The sequence below is a fragment of the Pseudomonas sp. PDM04 genome, assembly GCF_014851765.1.
Classification (GTDB): domain Bacteria; phylum Pseudomonadota; class Gammaproteobacteria; order Pseudomonadales; family Pseudomonadaceae; genus Aquipseudomonas.
This window is the reverse complement of sequence record NZ_JACVAI010000003.1, coordinates 396,638-417,558: the sequence shown is the minus strand read 5'-3', so window position 1 is coordinate 417,558 and position 20,921 is coordinate 396,638. Positions and strand designations below refer to the sequence as shown.

At 59.3% G+C, this 20,921-nt stretch carries 23 protein-coding genes; 4 read left to right on the top strand and 19 right to left on the bottom strand.

Annotated elements, in window-relative coordinates:
• Nucleotides 1-151 precede the first annotated feature (151 nt).
• The 15 genes from ybgF to IB249_RS13825 form a co-directional block, all read right to left on the bottom strand.
• Nucleotides 152-991, bottom strand: a complete 840-nt coding sequence (gene ybgF, locus IB249_RS13895) for a tol-pal system protein YbgF (protein WP_192305569.1) — start codon at nt 989-991, stop codon at nt 152-154.
• A 6-nt stretch (nt 992-997) separates the two neighbouring features.
• Nucleotides 998-1,495, bottom strand: a complete 498-nt coding sequence (pal, locus tag IB249_RS13890) for a peptidoglycan-associated lipoprotein Pal (protein ID WP_150772357.1) — start codon at nt 1,493-1,495, stop codon at nt 998-1,000.
• Nucleotides 1,496-1,547: 52 nt separating this feature from the next.
• Nucleotides 1,548-2,828, bottom strand: a complete 1,281-nt coding sequence (gene tolB, locus IB249_RS13885) for a Tol-Pal system beta propeller repeat protein TolB (RefSeq protein ID WP_192306397.1) — start codon at nt 2,826-2,828, stop codon at nt 1,548-1,550.
• 17 nt (nt 2,829-2,845) lie between these two features.
• Nucleotides 2,846-3,925 (bottom strand): cell envelope integrity protein TolA, encoded by a 1,080-nt coding sequence (gene tolA, locus IB249_RS13880; protein ID WP_192305567.1) that lies wholly within the window; start codon nt 3,923-3,925, stop codon nt 2,846-2,848.
• Entirely contained in the window at nt 3,925-4,377 is a 453-nt protein-coding gene (gene tolR / locus IB249_RS13875) for a protein TolR (RefSeq protein ID WP_192306394.1), read from the bottom strand. Before tolR ends, tolA begins: the two co-directional genes overlap by 1 nt.
• A gap of 23 nt (nt 4,378-4,400) precedes the next feature.
• Nucleotides 4,401-5,096 (bottom strand): protein TolQ, encoded by a 696-nt coding sequence (gene tolQ, locus IB249_RS13870; protein ID WP_192305565.1) that lies wholly within the window; start codon nt 5,094-5,096, stop codon nt 4,401-4,403.
• Nucleotides 5,086-5,553 (bottom strand): tol-pal system-associated acyl-CoA thioesterase, encoded by a 468-nt coding sequence (gene ybgC, locus IB249_RS13865; RefSeq protein ID WP_192305563.1) that lies wholly within the window; start codon nt 5,551-5,553, stop codon nt 5,086-5,088. The genes tolQ and ybgC overlap by 11 nt, the downstream gene beginning before the upstream one ends.
• Before the next feature lie 128 nt (nt 5,554-5,681).
• Nucleotides 5,682-6,743: a Holliday junction branch migration DNA helicase RuvB gene (gene ruvB, locus IB249_RS13860; protein ID WP_192305561.1), complete on the bottom strand. Its 1,062-nt coding sequence runs from the start codon at nt 6,741-6,743 to the stop codon at nt 5,682-5,684.
• The gene (gene ruvA / locus IB249_RS13855) at nt 6,744-7,358 is read right to left on the bottom strand and encodes a Holliday junction branch migration protein RuvA (protein WP_192305559.1); all 615 of its coding nucleotides are present in this window, start codon (nt 7,356-7,358) and stop codon (nt 6,744-6,746) included.
• 114 nt (nt 7,359-7,472) lie between these two features.
• Nucleotides 7,473-7,997, bottom strand: coding sequence for a crossover junction endodeoxyribonuclease RuvC (gene ruvC / locus IB249_RS13850; RefSeq protein WP_192305557.1), 525 nt, complete (start codon nt 7,995-7,997; stop codon nt 7,473-7,475).
• Nucleotides 7,998-8,155: 158 nt separating this feature from the next.
• On the bottom strand, nt 8,156-8,902 hold the full coding sequence (locus IB249_RS13845; RefSeq protein ID WP_192305555.1) for a YebC/PmpR family DNA-binding transcriptional regulator: 747 nt from the start codon (nt 8,900-8,902) through the stop codon (nt 8,156-8,158).
• A gap of 123 nt (nt 8,903-9,025) precedes the next feature.
• Complete coding sequence (gene aspS / locus IB249_RS13840; RefSeq protein ID WP_192305553.1) at nt 9,026-10,801, bottom strand: aspartate--tRNA ligase; 1,776 nt, start codon at nt 10,799-10,801, stop codon at nt 9,026-9,028.
• A gap of 110 nt (nt 10,802-10,911) precedes the next feature.
• Complete coding sequence (locus tag IB249_RS13835; RefSeq protein ID WP_010457489.1) at nt 10,912-11,133, bottom strand: FmdB family zinc ribbon protein; 222 nt, start codon at nt 11,131-11,133, stop codon at nt 10,912-10,914.
• A gap of 136 nt (nt 11,134-11,269) precedes the next feature.
• Nucleotides 11,270-11,608 carry a ribbon-helix-helix domain-containing protein gene (locus tag IB249_RS13830; RefSeq protein WP_192305551.1) on the bottom strand — a complete coding sequence of 113 codons (339 nt, stop codon included), beginning with the start codon at nt 11,606-11,608 and terminating at the stop codon, nt 11,270-11,272.
• 260 nt (nt 11,609-11,868) lie between these two features.
• Nucleotides 11,869-12,336: a Dps family protein gene (locus IB249_RS13825; RefSeq protein WP_192305549.1), complete on the bottom strand. Its 468-nt coding sequence runs from the start codon at nt 12,334-12,336 to the stop codon at nt 11,869-11,871.
• A 306-nt stretch (nt 12,337-12,642) separates the two neighbouring features.
• Between IB249_RS13825 and IB249_RS30010 the strand changes: the two genes are divergently transcribed.
• On the top strand, nt 12,643-13,245 hold the full coding sequence (locus IB249_RS30010; RefSeq protein WP_192305547.1) for a cold-shock protein: 603 nt from the start codon (nt 12,643-12,645) through the stop codon (nt 13,243-13,245).
• Nucleotides 13,246-13,306: 61 nt separating this feature from the next.
• Here IB249_RS30010 and IB249_RS13815 read toward each other — a convergent pair whose 3' ends face one another.
• Nucleotides 13,307-13,513 carry a SlyX family protein gene (locus tag IB249_RS13815; RefSeq protein WP_192305545.1) on the bottom strand — a complete coding sequence of 69 codons (207 nt, stop codon included), beginning with the start codon at nt 13,511-13,513 and terminating at the stop codon, nt 13,307-13,309.
• Nucleotides 13,514-13,516: 3 nt separating this feature from the next.
• Nucleotides 13,517-13,942, bottom strand: a complete 426-nt coding sequence (locus IB249_RS13810; RefSeq protein ID WP_192305543.1) for an HIT domain-containing protein — start codon at nt 13,940-13,942, stop codon at nt 13,517-13,519.
• An 899-nt stretch (nt 13,943-14,841) separates the two neighbouring features.
• Between IB249_RS13810 and IB249_RS13805 the strand changes: the two genes are divergently transcribed.
• Nucleotides 14,842-16,182, top strand: a complete 1,341-nt coding sequence (locus IB249_RS13805) for an OprD family porin (RefSeq protein WP_192305541.1) — start codon at nt 14,842-14,844, stop codon at nt 16,180-16,182.
• Nucleotides 16,183-16,258: 76 nt separating this feature from the next.
• Here the strand turns inward: IB249_RS13805 and IB249_RS13800 are convergent, their stop codons facing one another.
• Together IB249_RS13800 and IB249_RS13795 are read right to left on the bottom strand one after the other, a co-directional pair.
• Complete coding sequence (locus tag IB249_RS13800; RefSeq protein WP_192305539.1) at nt 16,259-17,101, bottom strand: mechanosensitive ion channel family protein; 843 nt, start codon at nt 17,099-17,101, stop codon at nt 16,259-16,261.
• A gap of 191 nt (nt 17,102-17,292) precedes the next feature.
• Nucleotides 17,293-17,778, bottom strand: a complete 486-nt coding sequence (locus IB249_RS13795; RefSeq protein WP_003193880.1) for a YajQ family cyclic di-GMP-binding protein — start codon at nt 17,776-17,778, stop codon at nt 17,293-17,295.
• A 140-nt stretch (nt 17,779-17,918) separates the two neighbouring features.
• Between IB249_RS13795 and IB249_RS13790 the strand changes: the two genes are divergently transcribed.
• Nucleotides 17,919-18,836 (top strand): putative 2-dehydropantoate 2-reductase, encoded by a 918-nt coding sequence (locus IB249_RS13790; protein ID WP_192305537.1) that lies wholly within the window; start codon nt 17,919-17,921, stop codon nt 18,834-18,836.
• Nucleotides 18,837-18,882: 46 nt separating this feature from the next.
• Nucleotides 18,883-20,919, top strand: a complete 2,037-nt coding sequence (locus tag IB249_RS13785; protein ID WP_192305535.1) for a sensor histidine kinase — start codon at nt 18,883-18,885, stop codon at nt 20,917-20,919.
• Nucleotides 20,920-20,921: the final 2 nt, after the last annotated feature.

The window sequence follows — 20,921 nt, the reverse complement described above, 5'->3', positions numbered from 1 at the left end:
AACAGCTAAACAGGCTGTCCGCCTCCGTCAGGCACTTCAAGGAACCCCGCCAACGCGCAGATCCCAAAAAGCGTGTTTCATAAAAAGGGCGTGAATTCTAACGAAAAAACCCGCGACAAGCGCGGGTTTCTTCGAGACAGCTCAAGCCATCCTACATGCGCTGCAGATCGCGTTGGGCCAACTGAGCAGCGGAAGTGCCCGGATACTGCGACACAACCTGTTGCAGAATGCCTTTGACCTTGTCCTGGTGACCCAGGCGGCGTTCTACGTCAGCCAGCTTGTACAGCGAGTCAGGCACTTTGTTGTGCTTGGGGTACAGCTGCGAAACCTTGGCAAAGGCTTGACCTGCACCTTGCAGATCGCCTTTGGCCAGGTTCACCTCGCCCAACCAGTACTGGGCGTTGCCGGCGTACTGACTGTTCGGGTATTTACGCAGGAAAGCGCTGAAAGCCTGGCTGGCCTTGTCGAAGTCCTTGGCCTTGATCAGGTCGAAGGCTGCATCGTAATACAGTTTTTCCTTCGCCGGGTCAGCCGGTTCGCTACCGGCGGCAGGCGCTTGGGTGGCAGCGCCGGCCGCTCCGGCGCCGGCTGCGGCACCGGGGGCATTCAAGTCGCCACCGGTGGAAGAATTCTCGGGAGTCGCGGCAGGTGCAACGCCGGATCCGATGCGCCGATCAAGATCCTGGTATCGCTCCAGGGATTCCTGCTTCATGCGCGTAACCTGATTCTGCAGTTCCTCAATCACACCTTGCTGGCGCGATATCTGATCCTGCATTTGTTGCAGTTGGTTGAACAGCATGCCCTGTGCCGAGGCAGGAGCCGAAGCCCCTCCCCCGGCATAGGCGCCGTTCGTACCGTAACCTGCAGGCGGATAACTGCTCCCGCTATTGTTATAGCCGGAGTTGTCCTCGACCACAGGAACCGCAGCCCACACCGCAAGCGGTGCGAGACTGAGAGCCAATACAGTTACAGCACGACGGCACGTTCGCATGACGAATTACTTACGCAGTTCGACGCGACGGTTTTGAGCCCAGGACTGCTCGTCGTTGCCGGTAGCAACTGGACGCTCTTCGCCGTAGGAAACCAGTTCCAGCTGAGCTGGGGAAACACCTTGCAGTACCAGGTAGCGCTGAACGGCTTTCGCACGACGCTCGCCCAGTGCCATGTTGTACTCACGAGTACCACGTTCGTCGGTGTTGCCTTCCAGAACAACGCGAGCGCCGTTTGCTTTCAGGTCCTTGGCGTGAACGTCCAGGGAGCGCATGGCTTCTGGCTTCAGGTCCGAGCTGTCGTATTCGAAGTAGAAGGTGGTGATTGCGCGCAGAGCAGCTTCTTCGCTCAGGGAGCCGTCAACAGCACCAGTGTTAGCGCCGTAACCAGCGTTTGGATCAACAGCGCCTTCACCGGCGTTGTCGCCGCCTTTGGACGAGCAACCTACAGCTACAGCCATGGCCAGAGCCAGCGCAGCAAATTTACCAAACTTCAGCATTTCCATCGTGAAACTCCTAATGAACCCCAGTGTGTTAAGTAAAACGTGTAGCGCCGCGTCAGTTCAGGTAAGGGGACCAGGAAGGTTCTCTGACTTCGCCTTGTGCGGTAGGAAGCGGGAGCCTTACGCGTCCGTTAATGGACACGAGCATCAAGACTCCCCGGCCCTGCTGGCGGGTGGCGTAGATTACCATGGTGCCGTTGGGCGCAACAGTAGGCGACTCGTCCAGAGTGCTATCAGTGAGGATTTTTACACTTCCCCGCTGCAGATCCTGGGCCGCCACCTTGAAATTGGTGAAGCCGTCCTGGCGGTGAATCATCACCAGGGTCTTTTCATCAGCCGAAAGTTTCGGGTTGGCGTTGTAGTTACCGACAAAGGTCACACGCTCCGCGCCGCCACCGCCCACGCTGGTCTTGTAGATCTGAGGCTTGCCACCACGGTCCGACGTGAAGTAGATGGTCGAACCGTCCTTGCCCCAGAACGGTTCGGTGTTGATGCCGGGACCGTTGGTGACACGGGAGATCTGACGCGAACCCAGGTTCATCACATAAATATCCGGGTTACCGTCCTTGGACAGTACGAACGCCAGGCGATTGCCATCCGGCGACCAGGCAGGCGCACCGTTCAGGCCTTCGAAGTTGGTGAGCTGCTCGCGGCGACCGGTGTCGATGTTCTGCATGAAGATACGCGGACGTTTCTGCTCGAACGAAACATAGGCGATGCGCTTGCCATCCGGGGCGAAACGCGGCGACAGGATCGGCTCGCGCGATTGCAGCAGGGTCACGGCGCGGGCGCCGTCATAGTCCGAACGCTGCAGCGTGTAGCGCGTGTTCTTCTCGGAGAACCGTTCTGCCGTCACGTACAACAGACGCGTCGAGAACGCCCCCTTGATACCGGTGAGCTTTTCGAACGACTGGTCAGAGATGTAGTGCGCCATGTCGCGCAGTTGATCGACACCCCCCGAGACACTGCCGGTCAGCACTTGCTGCTCGGTCGCGACGTTGAACAGGGCGTACTGGACCTGCAGGCGACCGCCCGCCGGAACGATGCTGCCGACCATGACGTACTGGGCACCCAGCGCCTTGAAGTCACGGAAGATGATTTCGCTGGCCTGGCTCGGCTGGCTGATCATGTTCTGCTTTGGAATCGGCGAGTAGTAACCCGAGTTGCGCAGGTCATTACCGATGATTTCGGCCATGTCATCCGGCAGCACGCTGCCGCCCTGGAAACCGAACGGCACGACTGCAATCGGGGTCGCCCGATCGCTGCCGCTGGTCACCAGAATGTTTTTCTCATCGGCCATCGCCATCCCTGCCATGCAGCAGATAACGACCAGCATTCCTCGAAGAAGGTTTCTCACAAGGCTAGATCCTCAGGTGTGAATGTCATCTTGAATGAACGATACGGAGCGAAATCGCTCGGCTTCATTCCCTGCATTTCTGTCAAACGTCCAATATTCTTCACGGCGGCCACGGCCGATGCGTCAAACGGACCGTCACCACTGGACTTGGCCACGCTGACCGAGGTCACCGTGCCGTCCGGCAACATGCCGATCTGCAACACCACCGTCATGCCCTTGCGCGCCGACGGCGGGCGAGCCCAGCCTTCCGCTGCACGAGCGCGGATCAGGTCATCGAAACTGCCGGCGACTTCGTCACCCTGCTCATCCGCCAAGGCCTGCTGACGTTGCGGCGTATCGGAAAGCAGGTCTGCCAGGGCCTGAGCCTTTTTATCCTCGGCAGATTTACGTGCCGCATCCTGCGCTTTCTTCTTCGCAGCATCGGCAGCCGCTTTCTTCTTCGCGTCCTCGGCGACTTTCTTCTTCGCCTCTTCAGCTTCGGCTTTCTTCTTGGCGTCTTCCGCGGCTTTCTTCTTCGCGTCTTCGACGATCTTTTTCTTCGCTTCTTCAGCGGCCGCTTTCTTGGCCTCTTCTTCAGCAGCCTTCTTGGCTTCTTCCTCGGCTTTCTTCTTGGCTATATCAGCCAATTGTTTCTCTTCTGCCTTCTTGGCCTCGGCGGTCTTCTTCGCTTCATCGGCTTTCTTGGCTTCGTCAGCCTTTTTCGCCTCTTCCGCTTTCTTCGACTCGTCGGCCTTCTTGGCTTCCTCGGCCTTTTGAGCCGCTTCTTCTTTCTTTTGTTCCGCAGCCTTTATCGCTTCCTGCTCGACCTTCTTCTGTTCCATCTGTTCGACTTCAGTCTGGCGCGCAGCGGATTTCTTCGCCTCGCCCGCAATCTTCTGATTGGTCTGGGTCGTTGCCTGACTTTTCGATTTCAGCTGGTACAAGGTGGCCTGGACGATCGGCTTGGCCGGCGGCAGCTCCGGCGTGAAGGCGAAACTGACGAACAACATGCCGAAAACCAGCACGTGCAAGCAAATCGCCCAGACACTGGGCCAGAAGTAGCTTTCCGAGGCTGTTGGCTCTCGCTGTTGCTGCATCAGGGTGCCTCGGTAATCAGACCAACGTTACCGACCCCGGCTTTCTGCAGCCCGCCCATCGCCCCCATGACGGCACCGTAATCGACGGTCTTGTCACCACGAATGAACACCTGGGTGTGCTTGCCGCCCTCGTTGCCGGCACGAATGATCTTGGTCACCGCATCCGTCATCTGCGGCAGGGTCATGGCGCGATCCTGCTGTTTTTCGGTGTCGACTTCGCTGCCAAGGTTCCAGTAGTAGGTCTTGTCAGCCTTGATCGAAATGGTCAGGACCTGAGTGTTGTTGTCCTGCGGCAAGGCTTCGCTGGAAACCTTGGGCAGATCCACTTTCACGCCCTGGTTGAGCATCGGCGCGGTCACCATGAAAATGACCAGCAGTACCAGCATCACGTCGATGTATGGCACCACGTTCATCTCGGCGACCGGCTTGCGCTTGTTGCGGGCTCGAGCGATTAAAGCCATTGGAAAATACCTGCTTAGTCTTCGCTGGTGTGCACTTTGCGGTGCAGGATCGCCTGGAATTCATCGGCGAAGGTGTAGTAGCGGCTGATCAGCGTTTCGCTGCGGGCGGCGAAACGGTTGTAGGCGATAACGGCCGGGATTGCGGCGAACAGGCCGATGGCGGTCGCGATCAGGGCTTCGGCGATACCCGGGGCCACGGTGGCCAGGGTCGCTTGCTGGGCAGTGGCCAGACCGCGGAAGGAGTTCATGATCCCCCAGACCGTACCGAACAGACCGATGTACGGGCTGACGGAACCGACAGTGGCCAGGAATGGCAGGCTCTGCTCGAGCTTTTCTTCTTCACGGGAGATGGCGACGCGCATGGCACGGGCCACGCCTTCCATGACCGCTTCCGGGTCAACGCCTGGCTGTTGGCGCAGACGGGAAAACTCCTTGAAACCGGCACGGAAGATCTGCTCAACGCCCGAATCCGGATCGGGGTTGCTGCCGGCCTGACGGTAGAGTTTGGACAGGTCGATACCGGACCAGAAGCGCTCTTCAAAGCTCTCCAGGGCACGTCGACCGGCGCGCAACAGGTTGCTGCGCTGAAAAATCATGATCCATGAGGTCACCGATGCGGCTACCAGGGTCAGCATCACCAGTTGCACCACGATACTGGCATTGCTGACCAGGCTCCACATGGAGGAATGGTCGACGACGTTAGCTTCCACGCTTTATCTCCTGCTTTGAGTGTGTACCCGCGCCGCTCACGTCGGCAAAGGCCGCACGTAGAGTTTCGGGAATGGCCCGGGGTTTCAAACTGTTGGTGCGCACACAGGCCACCAGGAACTGCCCTTCGCAGAGCAGCGCATCATCCGTAGCCCGCCTGACCTGCTGTTTGAAGCGCAGGCTGACACGGTTCAATTCGATTACTTCAGCGCTTACCAGCAGCTCGTCGTCCAGTCGCGCCGGCGCGTGGTAGCGCGCTTCGCTGGAATGCACGACAAACAACAGGTCCTCCCCTGCCAGCTGGGATTGGGCAAAGCCCAGTTCCCGGAGCCGCTCGGTTCGAGCCCGTTCCATAAACTTGAGGTAATTAACGTAATACACGATGCCGCCGGCATCGGTGTCCTCGTAATAAACGCGACAACGATGTGCGAACGGCTCAAGCCCGTTTTGCGCGCGCATACTCTAGTGCTTACTCCTCAGGTTGCCAATCCGGCCAGGCAACTGTTTTTCATGGTTCTGCGGCTTTACCGGAGAAAGTACGGTCCTAGGACAGCACAATGCCCGAAAAATCAGCACGCAGACGTTAATTAATCGTCAGCACCGTCAAGAAACTCGTCTACCACGGGCATTTCGCCCAATCGTGACGGAATGTTTAAGCCAAAATGCAGGTACGCATGCCGGGTGACGACCCGCCCCCGGGGCGTGCGCATGATGTAGCCCTGCTGAATCAGGTAAGGCTCCAGCACATCCTCGATGGTATGGCGCTCCTCACTGATCGCGGCAGCCAGGCTGTCGACACCGACCGGTCCGCCATCGAACTTCTCGATCATGGTCAACAGCAGACGCCGGTCCTGGTGATCGAAGCCACGCTCGTCGACATCCAGCAGATTCAAGGCCAGGTCGGCAATCGGCTTGGTGATATGGCCCTTGCCGCGCACTTCGGCGAAGTCGCGAACCCGGCGCAACAGCCGATTGGCAATCCGTGGGGTGCCACGGGCGCGACGGGCGATCTCGAAAGCCCCGTCCGGGTCCAGCGGCAAACCGAGGATATTGGCCGAACGGCCGACGATCGTGGCCAGGTCGGCCGTGCTGTAGAACTCGAGCCGCTGGACGATGCCGAACCGGTCTCGCAGCGGGTTGGTCAACATGCCGGCACGCGTCGTCGCGCCCACCAGGGTGAACGGCGGCAAGTCCAGCTTGATCGAACGCGCAGCCGGCCCTTCGCCAATCATGATGTCGAGCTGGAAGTCTTCCATCGCGGGGTACAGCACTTCTTCGACGATCGGCGACAAGCGATGGATTTCGTCGATGAACAGCACATCGTGCGGCTCGAGGTTGGTCAGTAGTGCAGCCAGGTCACCCGGGCGCTCAAGGACAGGCCCGGAGGTGCTTTTGATCGACACGCCCATTTCCTGGGCAATGATGTTTGCCAGGGTGGTCTTGCCCAGGCCTGGCGGACCGAAGATCAGCGTGTGGTCCAGGGACTCGTTACGCCCGCGGGCGGCCTGGATGAACAACTCCATTTGCTCGCGAACGGTCGGCTGGCCAATGTACTCCGCCAGGCTGACAGGACGAATCGCCCGGTCCTGGACTTCCTCGCGCTCCCGAGGCACGGGCGAGGCGGTTATCAGACGATCAGCATCAATCACTTAGATCATTCCCTTCAGGGCACGACGAATCATGTCTTCACTGCTCAAACCTTTCTCCTTGATCGCGGACACCGCCTTGCTGGCCTCCTGCGGCTTGTAGCCCAGGGAAATCAGCGCGCTGACCGCGTCGGTTTCGGCGCTGGCGACCGGGGCCACGTCCGGCCCGCCCGGCTGGTTGGGCACCAGGGCGAACATCGCCGGCACGGTTTCCCAGGCCTTGAAGCGGTCCTTGAGCTCCACCAGCAGACGCTCGGCAGTCTTTTTGCCAACGCCCGGCACCTTGGTCAGCGCCGAGGTGTCCTGGGACTGCACACAACGTACCAGCTCATCCACTTCCAGGCTCGACATCAAGGCCAGCGCCAATTTCGGCCCGACACCATTGAGACGGATCAATTCACGAAAAAAGTCTCGCTCACGCTTGCTGGCGAACCCATAGAGTAACTGCGCGTCTTCACGCACGACCAAATGGGTGTGCAGCGTCAGCGGTTCACCGACCGACGGCAAGCGATACAACGTGGTCATGGGTACTTCCAGTTCGTAGCCCAGGCCGTTTACATCCAGAATCAGGTGCGGCGGCTGTTTCTCAGCCAGGGTGCCGCGCAAGCGTCCAATCACGTTACAGATCCTTGAGCGTTGGCCAGGGTGTTACTGGCGACTGACAGAACAAGGGTTTCACGCCGACAACACAGGCGCAAAACCCTCATTCCGGAAAAATGATTGCTGATGCTATCAGAGACGCAGGCGTCCGCCACGACTGCGTGCCGCGCCCAGGCCATGAGGCAGCAGGCTGGAACGGGTGTGGGCATGGCAAATGGCGATGGCCAGGGCATCGGAGGCATCGATCTGTGGCTTGCTGGTCAGTTTCAGCATGTGCATGACCATCATCTGCACCTGCTCCTTGTTGGCCGCGCCCGTGCCGACCACCGCCTGCTTGACCTGCGTTGCGCTGTACTCGGCGATTTCCAGGCTCTCTTCGGCCCCCGCCACGATGGCCGCCCCACGGGCCTGCCCCAGCTTCAGGGCGGAGTCGGCGTTGCGCGCCATGAACACCTTTTCGATTCCCATGGTCACCGGATGGTAGGTCTGAATGATTTCCCGCACTCCGCGGTAGACAATCTGCAGGCGCTCATGCAGCTCACCGGCGCCAGTGCGGATGCAGCCAGAGGCCACGTACTCGCAACCTCGACCGGTATCGCGCACCACGCCGTAACCGGTGATGCGCGAACCAGGGTCGATACCAAGAATTAAAGTCATAACGCCTGCAGATTCGGTAAAAGCACGATTTTCTAACCCACCCATAACAAATGTGGGAGCGAGCCTGCTCGCGAAAGCGGTTTTATCGTCAGCAACGAGGTTGCCTGAACATCCGCATTCGCGAGCAGGCTCGCCCCCACATCGAAGCCTAGCCGCTCTTAACCGAGCTGAGCGGCCACGTCTTCGGGGATGTCCGCGTTGGAATAGACGTTTTGCACGTCATCCAGGTCTTCCAGCATATCGATCAACTTGAGGACTTTCTCGGCACCCTCCAGATCAAGCTCGGCGCTGGTGGTCGGCAGCATCACGATTTCCGCATCCTGCCCCTTGAAGCCCGCAGCTTCCAGGGCGTTGCGCACGGCGTAGAAACCGGCGAACGAGGTGAACACGTCGATCGAGCCGTCTTCGTGGGTGACCACGTCATCGGCGTCCGCCTCCATCGCCGCCTCCATCAGCGCATCCTCATCGACACCCGGGGCAAAGGAAATCTGCCCCTTGCGCTCGAACAGGTAGGCGACGGAGCCGTCGGTGCCCAGGTTGCCGCCACACTTGCTGAACGCATGGCGAACAGCCGCCGCCGTGCGGTTGCGGTTGTCGGTCATGCACTCGACCATCACCGCGACGCCGCCCGGGCCGTAGCCTTCATAGGTCAGTTCGACCATGTCGTCGGTGTCGGCCGCACCCGCACCACGGGCGACAGCGCGATCGATGATGTCGCGACTCATGTTCGCTCCCAACGCCTTGTCCAGCGCCAGGCGCAGACGCGGGTTGGAGCCCGGATCGCCGCCGCCCTGACGGGCAGCGACAGTCAGCTCACGAATCCACTTGGTGAAAATCTTGCCTTTCTTGGCATCCTGACGTTCTTTGCGGTGCTTGATGTTCGCCCACTTGGAATGACCTGCCATAACTCGCTCCGAATGCTCTTTGAAACATTACCCGCCACGCCCAGAGGCGCCGGCCGGCAAACAAAAAATCTCGACCTGTGCATAAAGAAAAGGCGCATCCGAAGATGCGCCTTCAGGCCCCTCTTACTCAGCCTTTGGCGTTTCGCGCAAACGAATGTGCAATTCGCGCAAGGCCTTGGCATCCACCACACCCGGCGCTTGCGTCATGACGTCGGCAGCACTCTGGGTTTTCGGGAAGGCAATCACTTCACGGATGGACTGGGCGCCGGTCATCAACATCACCAGGCGGTCCAGGCCGAAGGCCAGGCCACCGTGCGGCGGTGCGCCGTATTTCAGGGCGTCGAGCAGGAAGCCGAACTTCTCTTCCTGTTCCGCCTCGTCGATACCCAGCAGGCGGAACACCGACTGCTGCATTTCCTTGCGGTGGATACGGATCGAACCACCACCCAGCTCGGTGCCGTTCAGGACCATGTCGTAGGCACGGGACAGTGCGGTGGCCGGGTTGGCCTCCAGCTCCGCCGGGGTGCACTTCGGCGCGGTGAACGGGTGGTGCAACGCACTGAAGCTGCCGTCGTCGTTCTCTTCGAACATCGGGAAGTCGACGACCCACATCGGCGCCCACTCGCAGGTCAGCAGGTTCAGGTCGTGACCCAGCTTGATCCGCAACGCGCCCAGGGCCTCGCTGACGATCTTGAACTTGTCCGCACCGAAGAACACGATGTCGCCGTCAACCGCGCCCACGCGGTCGAGGATCACGTTGAGGTTGGCCTCGGGAATGTTCTTGACGATCGGCGACTGCAGGCCTTCGACGCCTTTGGCACGCTCGTTGACCTTGATGTACGCCAGGCCCTTGGCACCGTAGATGCCGACGAACTTGGTGTACTCGTCGATCTTGCTGCGCGGCATGCTCGACGCACCCGGTACGCGCAGTGCAGTCACACGGCATTTCGGGTCGTTGGCCGGGCCGCTGAAGACCTTGAATTCAACGTCCTTGAGCTGGTCGGCAACGTCCACCAGTTCCAGCGGGTTACGCAGGTCCGGCTTGTCGGAACCGTAGCGACGCATGGCTTCTTCGAACGTCATGTGCGGGAAATCGCCGAATTCCAGATCCAGCACTTCCTTGAACAGGTTGCGGATCATGCCTTCGGTCAGGCCCATGATGTCTTTTTCATCGAGGAAGCTGGTTTCGATGTCGATCTGGGTGAATTCAGGTTGACGGTCGGCACGCAGGTCTTCGTCGCGGAAGCACTTGGCGATCTGGTAGTAACGGTCGAAGCCGGCCACCATCAGCAGTTGCTTGAACAGCTGGGGCGATTGCGGCAAGGCGAAGAACGAACCGGCGTGGGTACGGCTCGGCACCAGGTAGTCGCGGGCGCCTTCCGGCGTCGCACGGGTCAGGATCGGCGTCTCGACGTCGAGGAAGCCGTTTTCGTCCAGGTAGCGACGGATGCTGGTGGTCATGCGCGAACGCAGACGCAGCTTCTCGGCCATTTCCGGACGACGCAGGTCGAGGAAGCGATAGCGCAGACGGGTTTCCTCGCCAACGTCAGAGAACTCGTTGAGCGGGAACGGCGGGGTTTCCGCCTCGTTCAGCACTTCCAGTTCGTAACCCAGCACTTCGATCATGCCCGACGCCATGTTGGCGTTGGTGGCACCGGCCGGACGCAGGCGCACCTTGCCGGTCACCTTGACCACGTATTCGCTGCGCACACGGTCGGCAACGGCGAAGGTCTCGGCGCGATCCGGGTCGAACACCACCTGCGCCAGGCCGTCACGATCACGGATATCGAGGAAAATCACCCCACCGTGGTCACGGCGACGGTGAACCCATCCGCAAAGGGTAATTTCCTGGCCGTCCAGGCTTTCGTTCAGTTGGCCGCAATAATGGCTGCGCATCATGGTCGTGGTTTCACTTCTCGTAATTCGAAATTCGGTTGGAGCCTTGCGCACTTCAAGTGCTGAAGAATGCTGCAAGAGCTCGCACGTGTCGTTCAATCGGGTTGCAGACCTTAGTCGGCTTTATCGCCACCGGCCAGATTCTTCTTGGACCCGGTCTTGAAATCGGTTTCGTACCAGCCGGTGCCGCTGAGGCGGAAACCCGGCATCGACAGCATTTTCTTAAGCTCTGGCGCCTGGCAGGCAGGGCAGTCGACCAGCGGTGCTGCGCTGATCTTTTGAATGGCTTCCAACTGATGACCACAGGAAGCACATTGATAGTCGTACATCGGCATGGGGGTTGTCTCGGCGATCAGAATGCTACCGCACACGCTGGGTCTTGCGGCAAAGAGCGGGATTATATCCATTAAATGCGGCCTGTGCAGCCGTAACACAGCACAGACCGACACTTGATGCGCGGCACCGTCAGCGCTACGCCAGGACGCCGCCTCGCTCCTCGTTGCGGCTGTGCACGACGCAGACGACCCGGACCAATCCGCTGAAATTTTTCACCCCGCCGTGGCGCAAATGCACTTCGCGATCGACATGGGACAACAGGGCGCTGACCGAACAGCAATTGATTTTCGCCATTTCCCCCAGAATATCCCAATACACCTGCTCAAGGCGCAAACAGGTGGCAAAACCATTCAAGCGAACAGACCGCGATAGCGGCTGGGCCAGTCCCATATCGAACTCACTGACAAAAGGGTCGATCCTTACATCCTTTAATGGACCCAACCTTCCTTCATTTAATCTGCCGTCATAAACCATACTGCTGACACTCCTTTGCCATCTCTGGTTTCTATAAAAGCCATGTTGCGGGCCTTATAAAACCGCAGGTGCAAAGTTATATCCAGATGACTTTATGACCGTCGACGTAGGATAAGCCAACACCAGGAGGCAGATCACGGAGACCGTCCTAGTCTGGGCAATTTCCCACAGAGCGGAGCGTGAGTTCCCGCAGGAACAGGTACAAGAATACAGCGCGCGAACCACACCGGCCCGGTGTGTTCCGCGCGCCATGGGGGCTGTCAATCCAGCAAGGCACGCAACATCCACGCAGTTTTCTCGTGTACCTGCATGCGCTGGGTCAGCAAGTCGGCGGTGGGCTCGTCGCTGACCTTGTCCAGCAGAGGGAAGATCCCCCGCGCCGTACGCGTGACCGCTTCCTGCCCTTCGACTAGTTGCCTGATCATCTCATCTGCAGTGGGCACACCCGCCTCTTCCTTGATTGAAGAAAGACGCGCATAAATCGAATAGGCGCCCGGTGCAGGAAAACCCAGTGCACGAATACGCTCGGCAATCGAATCGACCGCCAGCGCCAACTCGTTATATTGCTCCTCGAACATCAAGTGCAGGGTCCGAAACATCGGGCCGGTGACATTCCAGTGGAAGTTATGGGTTTTCAAATAAAGTACATAAGTGTCTGCCAGCAGACGCGAAAGTCCGTCGACGATGGACTTGCGGTCTTCTTCACTGATACCGATATCGATTGCCATGCTTTTCCCCTAACGGTGATGAATTCATCCAACAGGTGCAGGACCACTCTAGCAAGACCGTCGCGCAATCACAGCCCGGATTGCGCCCGCCGCCTGTGACAAATCGCCCCGAGACACCGCTGGACACCCTGATTTGAGTAGCCGCGAGCTTTGCTGTTAAATAGACGACGTGTCGTCAACGCCTTTTTTTCCGGGCGCTGCGCATAGGCTGAAGCCTGGTGCGTGTCCAACGCCTCTCATTGTTTCGAAGCGAACCGTGCCCGATCAGCTCTTCCTTGTGATCCGCCTGAACGTGAGTTAATCAAAATGTTGAAAATCGTCCACCTCCTAATGGGCGCAGCAGCCTTGCTGCTGTCCTTCATTCCCAGCCTGCGGTCCGAGGCTGTTCCTTACCTGCAACAACCCGATGCACTGTACCTGGCCTTTTTCGGCCTGCTCAACCTGACCCTTGCACCCGTCATTCCTCACTGGAACAAAGGTCCGCGTCACCAGCTGCAGAACCTCGTCAGCGCCCTGCTGGTACTGGCGGTCGTCCTGCAAACCCTGACACTGTTCGCGCCAATGCCGGTCATCGCCGGTCAGCCGGCCGTGCTGTTCAGCCTGGTCGCTGCCCTGATCGCCGTTTTTCTGCACCTGGGCGTCAGCTTCTACAAGTCGTCCCCGACCGCCGCCTCGCCTAGCTATGACATGAGCAACCGCGATACCGGCACCGTCAAGTGGTTCAACACATCCAAAGGCTTCGGCTTTATTTCCCGTGACTCCGGCGATGACATTTTCGTGCATTTCCGGGCCATTCGTGGTGAAGGCCACCGCGTTCTGGTCGAGGGTCAGCGCGTGGAATTTTCCGTCATGAACCGTGACAAGGGCCTGCAGGCCGAAGACGTGATCGCCGCACTGCCGCGACGCTGATCCGAGGCTGAAAAAAACCGCGAGCAGCCGGGCTGTTCGCGGTTTTTTTATGCGAAGTCGTTCAGTAATGCGGAGGCGGCGCTTCCTCTTCAAACACCCCGAACTGTCCGGCCATCTCCTCTTGCCGCTTGAGCAAGGCGGCCATTTGCAATTGCAGGCGCTCAACCGCCCGCTGCTGTGTGGCCAGCACATCACTCAGCGCCTGGATGGTGTCATCCTGAAACGCCAGCTGGGTCTCCAGATCGGTAACGCGTTCTTCCAGGCTCATGACTCAACCCTCCAGAAACGTGAAATCTTCGGTCAGGATCAAGCGCAGCCGCTCGCGTATCGTCGCGACCTGTTGCGCCGTATACGGCCGGGCCGGGTGCTTGCCCCACACCGGGGCCGGCCAGGCGGCATCCTCGCGCTTGCGCACGATCACGTGCATGTGCAATTGACTGACGACGTTACCCAACGCCCCGACATTGAGCTTGTCGGCGTCAAACGAATCCTTGAGCAGCTCCGCCAGCACAGTGGTTTCGCGCCATAGCTGCTGCTGGTCGGCGGCATCGAGCTGAAATATCTCGCTGATGTCGGCGCGGCGCGGCACCAGGATGAACCAGGGGTAGTTCGAATCATTGGACAACAGCAACCGGCTGAGCGGGAAATCGCCGATCGGCAGCGTGTCTTGTTGAAGTCGTGGATCTAAAGCAAACACTGTGTGCACTCCCGGTCTTGATCATTTCAGCTTAGCGCTCGCCCCGAGAGACGGCGCGCCAGGCGACAGGACGGCAGCATACCTGCGAATAACGCCGGCATCACGACGAACACGTTCCTACCCGGCGATCCCCGGCAAACCATGCCCCGGCATGAGACATTTTTCCTGTGGACGCACCATTCCAGCACCGGGCGCCATACAAAACAGACGAAAATGACCCGAAACCGGGGCCTGTTCACTTTTCACCACAGCGACAACTGTGTGAAATCGGTACAGCAAAAAATATTTTTTGCACCAAAACCGCACAGTGCGTCTACGCTCAGTGCGTCGGGCATCCGCCAATTACTCACTGAAGGGGTGAACCGGTAACGTTTTTCGTTGTCGCGTCGCTGAACGGCTGGGCTGAACACGATGCAAACCATGGCGTCAAGCCCCTTCAAAAGGTGCTTGTAACCCCCGGTTTTATGAGGTTTTTACGCTAACGGGCGGGCGTTCGGAAAAAAAAACAGCGAATTGCCAATTTGTGCACGCTTGTTGCATTCACACCCACATCGCCTTCAGAGCCTCCGCCGGACGTGGAAGCCTGAAGGCAATAAAAACAGTGGCAGGGTTGCCCGATGGAGATTCAAACGCTGCACCAAGGACTCTTTTCAACCGATGCTCAAGCCCTGGAAAACAGCGCTGTAGTTGCCATTCCTATTGCATTGGGGCTGTAAATTTGCGACATCTACCAAGCCATTTGCGACAGGGTCGTAAAGAAGCTGAAAGGTTAGATACGCAAGTATCGCCAATAGAGTCGGCGTGATATAAGTTTGCGCCGACACAAAAAGAAAGAGCCGCCCAGATAAAAAAACAGGTGGGACGGCAGTACTCTTCTAAAACCAAAGGAGCAAATCACGATGCGCGTGATGAAGTGGAGCATGATCGCACTGGCAGTTGCAGCAGCCGCCAGTACTCAAGTGGCAACGGCAGCACCTTTCGTAAGTGACCAGGCTGAAGCCAAAGGTTTTGTTGAAGACGCAAAAGCAGACATCCTGCTGCGCAACTACTACTTCAACCGTAATAACAAAGACGGCGGCAACGACCAGAAAGACTGGACCCAAGGTTTCTGGGGCAACTTCAGCTCCGGTTACACCCAGGGCACTGTCGGCGTCGGCGTTGATGCCTTCGGCTACCTGGCAATCAAACTGGACGGTGGCGACGGTACCGGCGGTACCGGCAACATGCCTGTAGGCGCCAACGGCGTTCAGGACAGCCAGGGCAAGGCCGGTGGCGCTGTTAAATTCCGCGTATCGAAAACCGAGCTGAAAGTCGGCGACATGCAGCCAAGCACTGCTCCAGTGTTCGCTGTCGGCGGTTCCCGTATCCTTCCTCAAACTGCCAGCGGTTTCCAACTGCAGAGCAGCGAAGTCAAAGACCTTGACCTCGAAGCCGGTCACTTCTACTCGTCGACCAGCCAGGACCGCAACTCCCGTGACGGCGGCCTGTTTGCAACCTACGCCGGCACCGAAGCCAACACCATCGACTACTTCGGTGGCAAATATGGCATCACCGACGCACTGAGCGTTTCCCTGTACGGCGCCAAGCTGGAAGACATCTGGAACCAGTACTACGCCAACGCCAACTACACCATCCCAATGGGTGGCGATCAGTCCCTGAACCTGGACGGTAACATCTACCGCACCTCGGACACCGGTGACTCCGAAGCTGGCGACATCAGCAACACCACGTACTCCCTGGCGGCTGCTTTCTCGTTCCTGAAAGCACACACCCTCACCGTAGCCTTCCAGAAGGTCAATGGTGATACGCCGTTCGACTACATCGGCGTGGGCAAGAACAACCGTGGTGGCGACTCGATCTTCCTCGCCAACTCCATCCAGTACTCTGACTTCAACGGTCCGGAAGAGAAATCTGCCCAGATCCGTTACGACCTGAAAATGGCTGAGTACGGCGTTCCTGGTCTGAGCTTCATGACCCGTTACGTGAAAGGCTGGGACATCGACGGTACCGGCCTTGCGGCCAACAGCGTATACCGTAAATCCAACGGTGACCCGCTGTACGGTGCTGACGGCAAACACAACGAAACCAACTTCGAAGCCAAGTACGTTGTTCAGACTGGCCCGGCAAAAGATCTCTCCTTCCGTATTCGTCAAGCATGGCACCAGGCTAACGCTGACCAAGGCGAAGGCGATATCAAAGAGTTCCGTCTGATCGTCGACTACCCGCTGTCGCTGTTGTAATCGCATCCAGTTAGTTTGCGGTAACAAACAAAAAGGCCCATCTTCGGATGGGCCTTTTTTGTTACATGTTTGTTACTTACTGCACTGCCGATTCCTGCACCACTCGAATCACACGTTGTGGAAACGGGATATCGATACCGGCCGCTTTCAATCGATCGCGGGATTGTTCATTAAACATGAACATGACATCCCAGTAATCCGCCGTCTTGACCCACACTCGCAGGGAAACAGTAATCGAGCTATCGCCCAGGGTAGAAATAACCGCCTGGGGTGCCGGCTCGGTCAGGATGCGTTCATCCTTGGCCAGGTCCAGTAACACCTGGCGCGCCTTCTGCAAGTCCGCTTCGTAATCCACCCCCACATCGAACACCACCTTGCGGGTGGGTTGACGGTTGGTGTTGGTGATGATGCCGTTCGACAGGTTGCCGTTGGGCACGATGATGGTCTTGTTATCACCGGTGCGCAGCACTGTGTGGAAAATCTGAATGCTGTCGACCGTGCCGGCCACGCCCTGGGCTTCGATCCAGTCACCGATACGGAACGGACGGAACAGCAGGATCAGCACGCCACCGGCGAAGTTCGCCAGGCTGCCCTGCAACGCCAGACCAATGGCCAGACCTGCGGCACCGATCGCAGCGACGAAAGAGGTGGTTTCCACGCCGATCATCGAAGCCACGCTGACGATCAGCAACACCTTGAGCACGATGTTTGCCAGGCTGCTGATAAAGCCTTGCAACGCCAGGTCGGCGTTGCGCAGCGCCAGCAGGCCACCGAGTTTCTGCGTGACCTTGTTGATCAGCCACCAGCCAATGGCCAGGGTGATGATCGCCAGCAACACGCGGCTGCCGTACTCCATGATCATCGGGATCCAGGCTTGGGACGCCTTGACCAGGTTGTCCACTTCAGCGTTCAAGTCCATCTACGTTCTCCTGATTTCCGGCCATCCGGCACACGAAAGATAAGCGGCAGAAAAATGCCGTCGAGTTACACACGACCGGGGTGGGTGGCAGCGAGCCCGCTCGCGAAGCGTTGCGTCATTCAGCACCAAGGGTGACTGACAAGCCGCTTTTCGCGAGCAGGGTTCGCTGCCACAGGTTCCCGCCTGAGAGGTCAGTCGCGGAAGTTGTTGAACTGCAGGGGCATATCGAACGTCTTGGCGCGCAGGGCCGCGATGGCTTCCTGCAAATCGTCGCGCTTCTTGCCGGTCACGCGCACTTGCTCACCCTGGATGGCGGCCTGGACCTTCAGCTTGGCATCCTTGATGTGAGCGACGATTTTCTTCGCCAGCTCCTTGTCGATGCCTTCCTTGAGCACGGCTTCCTGCTTCATCAGCTTGCCCGATGCATAGGCGTCCTTGACTTCCAGGCACTGCACGTCGATTTTGCGCTTGACCAGGGCCAGCTTGAGGATCTCAATCATGGCTTCAAGCTGGAAATCGGCTTCTGCGGTGAGGTTGACGGTCAGTTCCTTTTCCTTGAACTCGAAGCTGCCTTTGCCTTTCAGGTCATAACGACGGTCGAGTTCCTTGACGGCGTTCTCGACGGCGTTGGTGACTTCGTGTTTGTCCAGTTCGGATACCACGTCGAACGACGGCATGTAATTTCTCCAATAAAGGGCGCGCTCAATCACGATGGAGCACACCTGGCTTGCGGTTAAAATCCGCGCTGATTATAACGGGTCTTTCCCATCATTCACTGCGAGCCCTCGATGCACGCCTCAAACAGAGCAAAAAGCTGATGTCCACCTCCTGGCATGTGCTGGGCGCCGGCAGCCTTGGCACCTTGTGGGCCACGCGCCTGGCGCGGGCCGGGGTGCCGGTCAGACTGATCGTGCGCGATGACGCGCGGTTGCAGGCCTATCGGGCGGCGGGCGGGCTGACGCTGGTGGAACAGGGCGAGGCGCACACCTGGGACATTCCCGGTGAAACGGCCGACAGCGGCGAGCCGATCAACCGACTTCTGGTGGCCTGCAAGGCCTACGATGCCGAGCAAGCGGTCGCCCGCCTGGCGCCACGCCTGGCCCCCGGTGCCGAGTTGATTCTGCTGCAGAACGGCCTCGGCAGTCAGGACGCCGTCGCCGCACAGGTGCCGCACGCCCGCTGCATCAGCGCATCGAGCACCGAAGGTGCATTTCGCGAAGGCGACTGGCGCGTGGTGTTCGCCGGCCATGGCTATACCTGGCTGGGGGATGCCGGGCATCCGGTGGCGCCGATCTGGCTTGACGACCTGATCGCCGCCGGCATTCCCCACGCGTGGAGCATCGACATCCTCACCCGGCTATGGCGCAAACTGGCCCTCAACTGCGCGATCAACCCGCTGACCGTGCTGCACGATTGCCGTAACGGCGGCTTGCAGGATCATCATTGCGAAGTCGCGACCCTCTGCGGGGAACTGAGTGAATTGCTGGAGCGCTGCGGTCAGCCGGCCGCGGCCGAGGATCTCCAGCAGGAAGTCGAACGGGTGATCCACGCCACCGCCGCCAATTACTCCTCGATGCACCAGGATGTCGCGCAGGGGCGCCGCACCGAAATCAGCTACCTGCTGGGCTACGCCTGCAAAACGGCCGCGCGGCATCAGCTGAACCTGCCGCACCTCAACCAATTGCAGCAGCGGCTGATCGCCCATCTGCACAGCCTCGGATTGCCCAGCGACTGAGCAGCGGCTACGCTGGCCACTTGTTCCTTGTGCAGCGATCACACTGATGCCATTGCGCCAGCGCCTTGAAAACCTTCCGGTCGGCCAGAAACTGCTGGCTGCCCTGCTGGTGTTGTTGACCACCGTTCTGCTGGTCGCCAACCTGACCTTCATCAGCGCTGCGTACTACATCTCCCAGGAAAGCATGGCGCCTCAGGCCTTGCAGACCATCGGCCGGCTGGTGTCCAACCCGAGCCTGGTGTCCGAAGCCCTGCAATCCCCGCAAAGTGCCGAACGCCTGCTCAACGAGCTCAACAGTTATTCGCCCTTGCGCGCAGCGGCGCTGTATGACGGCAAGGGTGAGCGCCTGGCGCAGTTGCAGCATGGCGACAAACTCAAGTTGCCCGAGCGTTATCGCCACATCGAAGCCTGGCAAGCCACCGAGTTCCGCAGCAATCAGTTGATCACCCTGCCCCGCCCAGGCACCGCGCCCGGTCATTTGCTGCTGGTGGCCAGCAGCGAGTTGCCGATGGCGTTCTATACCGGGACCCTGACCGCCAGCCTCGGCATCCTGATCTTCAGCGTACTGTTGTGGCTGATCATTGCCCGGCAGATCAAGCGCCTGATCACCCGGCCGATCCATCAGCTGGAGGAATTGTCGCGGCAGGTGACCCGCGAAGAGAATTACGCGCTGCGCGCCTCGCGCGGCAATCATGACGAAATCGGCAGCCTGGCCGAGGCCTTCAATACCATGCTCTCGCGCATCGAGGCCCGGGAGCAGCAACTCAAACGGGCGCGGGACGACTCCCAGGCGGCTTATGACCAGGCCCAGGGGCTGGCCGAAGAAACCCGTCACACCAACCGCAAGCTGGAACTCGAAGTCCAGGTGCGCAGCAAGATCGAAAAGAAACTCACCGGGTTCCAGAACTACCTCAACAGCATCATCGACTCCATGCCGTCGGCGTTGATTGCCCTCGATGAGCAGCTCTACGTGACTCAATGGAACCAGGAGGCCAGCGCCCTCTCGGGCACGCGCCTGGACGAAGCCTTGAATCAACCGATCTTCCTCGCGTTCGAACCGCTCAAGCCGTTTCTGCCGCAACTCAAGCAGACCGTCGAGCAGCACACGGTGGCGAAGATCGAGCGCGTGACCTGGCTGAAGGACGATGAGCCCAAGCACTACGCCCTGACCTTCTACCCGCTGATGGGCGGCGCCGGGCGCGGCGTAGTGATCCGGATCGACGACATCACCCAGCGCCTGTCCCTGGAAGAGATGATGGTGCAGTCGGAAAAAATGCTCTCGGTCGGCGGGCTCGCCGCCGGCATGGCTCACGAAATCAACAATCCGCTGGGAGCGATCCTGCACAACGTGCAGAACATTCGCCGGCGCCTGTCCACGGAACTGCCGAAAAACCTCGAACAGGCCGAGCAGATCGGCATCGAGCTGGATACGGTCAATGAGTACCTGCGGGCCCGCGAAGTGCCGCAGTTGCTCGACGGCATACAGCAGGCCGGTGCACGGGCCGCGAAAATCGTCACCCACATGCTCAGTTTCAGCCGCCGCAGCACCCGGCAGATGGCGCCGTGCGACCTGCCGGCGCTGATCGACCAGGCCGTGGAAATTGCCGGAAACGATTTCGACCTGGCGATCGGCTTCGACTTCAAGGGCCAGGCGATCATTCGTCAGTTCGATCCGACGCTGGGCCCGGTGCCCGGCACCGCCAACGAGCTCGAGCAAGTGTTGCTGAACCTGCTGAAAAACGCCGCCCAGGCGATTCACCAGCGCGAAGATGACAGCGAGCCGGGACGGATCATCCTGCGCACCCGACTCAATCCACCCTGGGCGGAAATCCAGGTCGAGGATAACGGCATCGGCATGAGCGAGAACGTGCGCAAACGCACGTTCGAGCCGTTCTTCACCACCAAGGAAATCGGCCAGGGCACCGGGCTTGGGCTGTCGGTTTCATACTTCATCATCACCAACAACCACAAGGGCCAGATGGAAGTGCAGTCGACCCTGGGCCAAGGCACCTGTTTCACCTTGCGCCTGCCCCTGACGAGCACCCCGCTCGTCTCTCAAGAACTCAATCAGCTTTCGAGGTAACC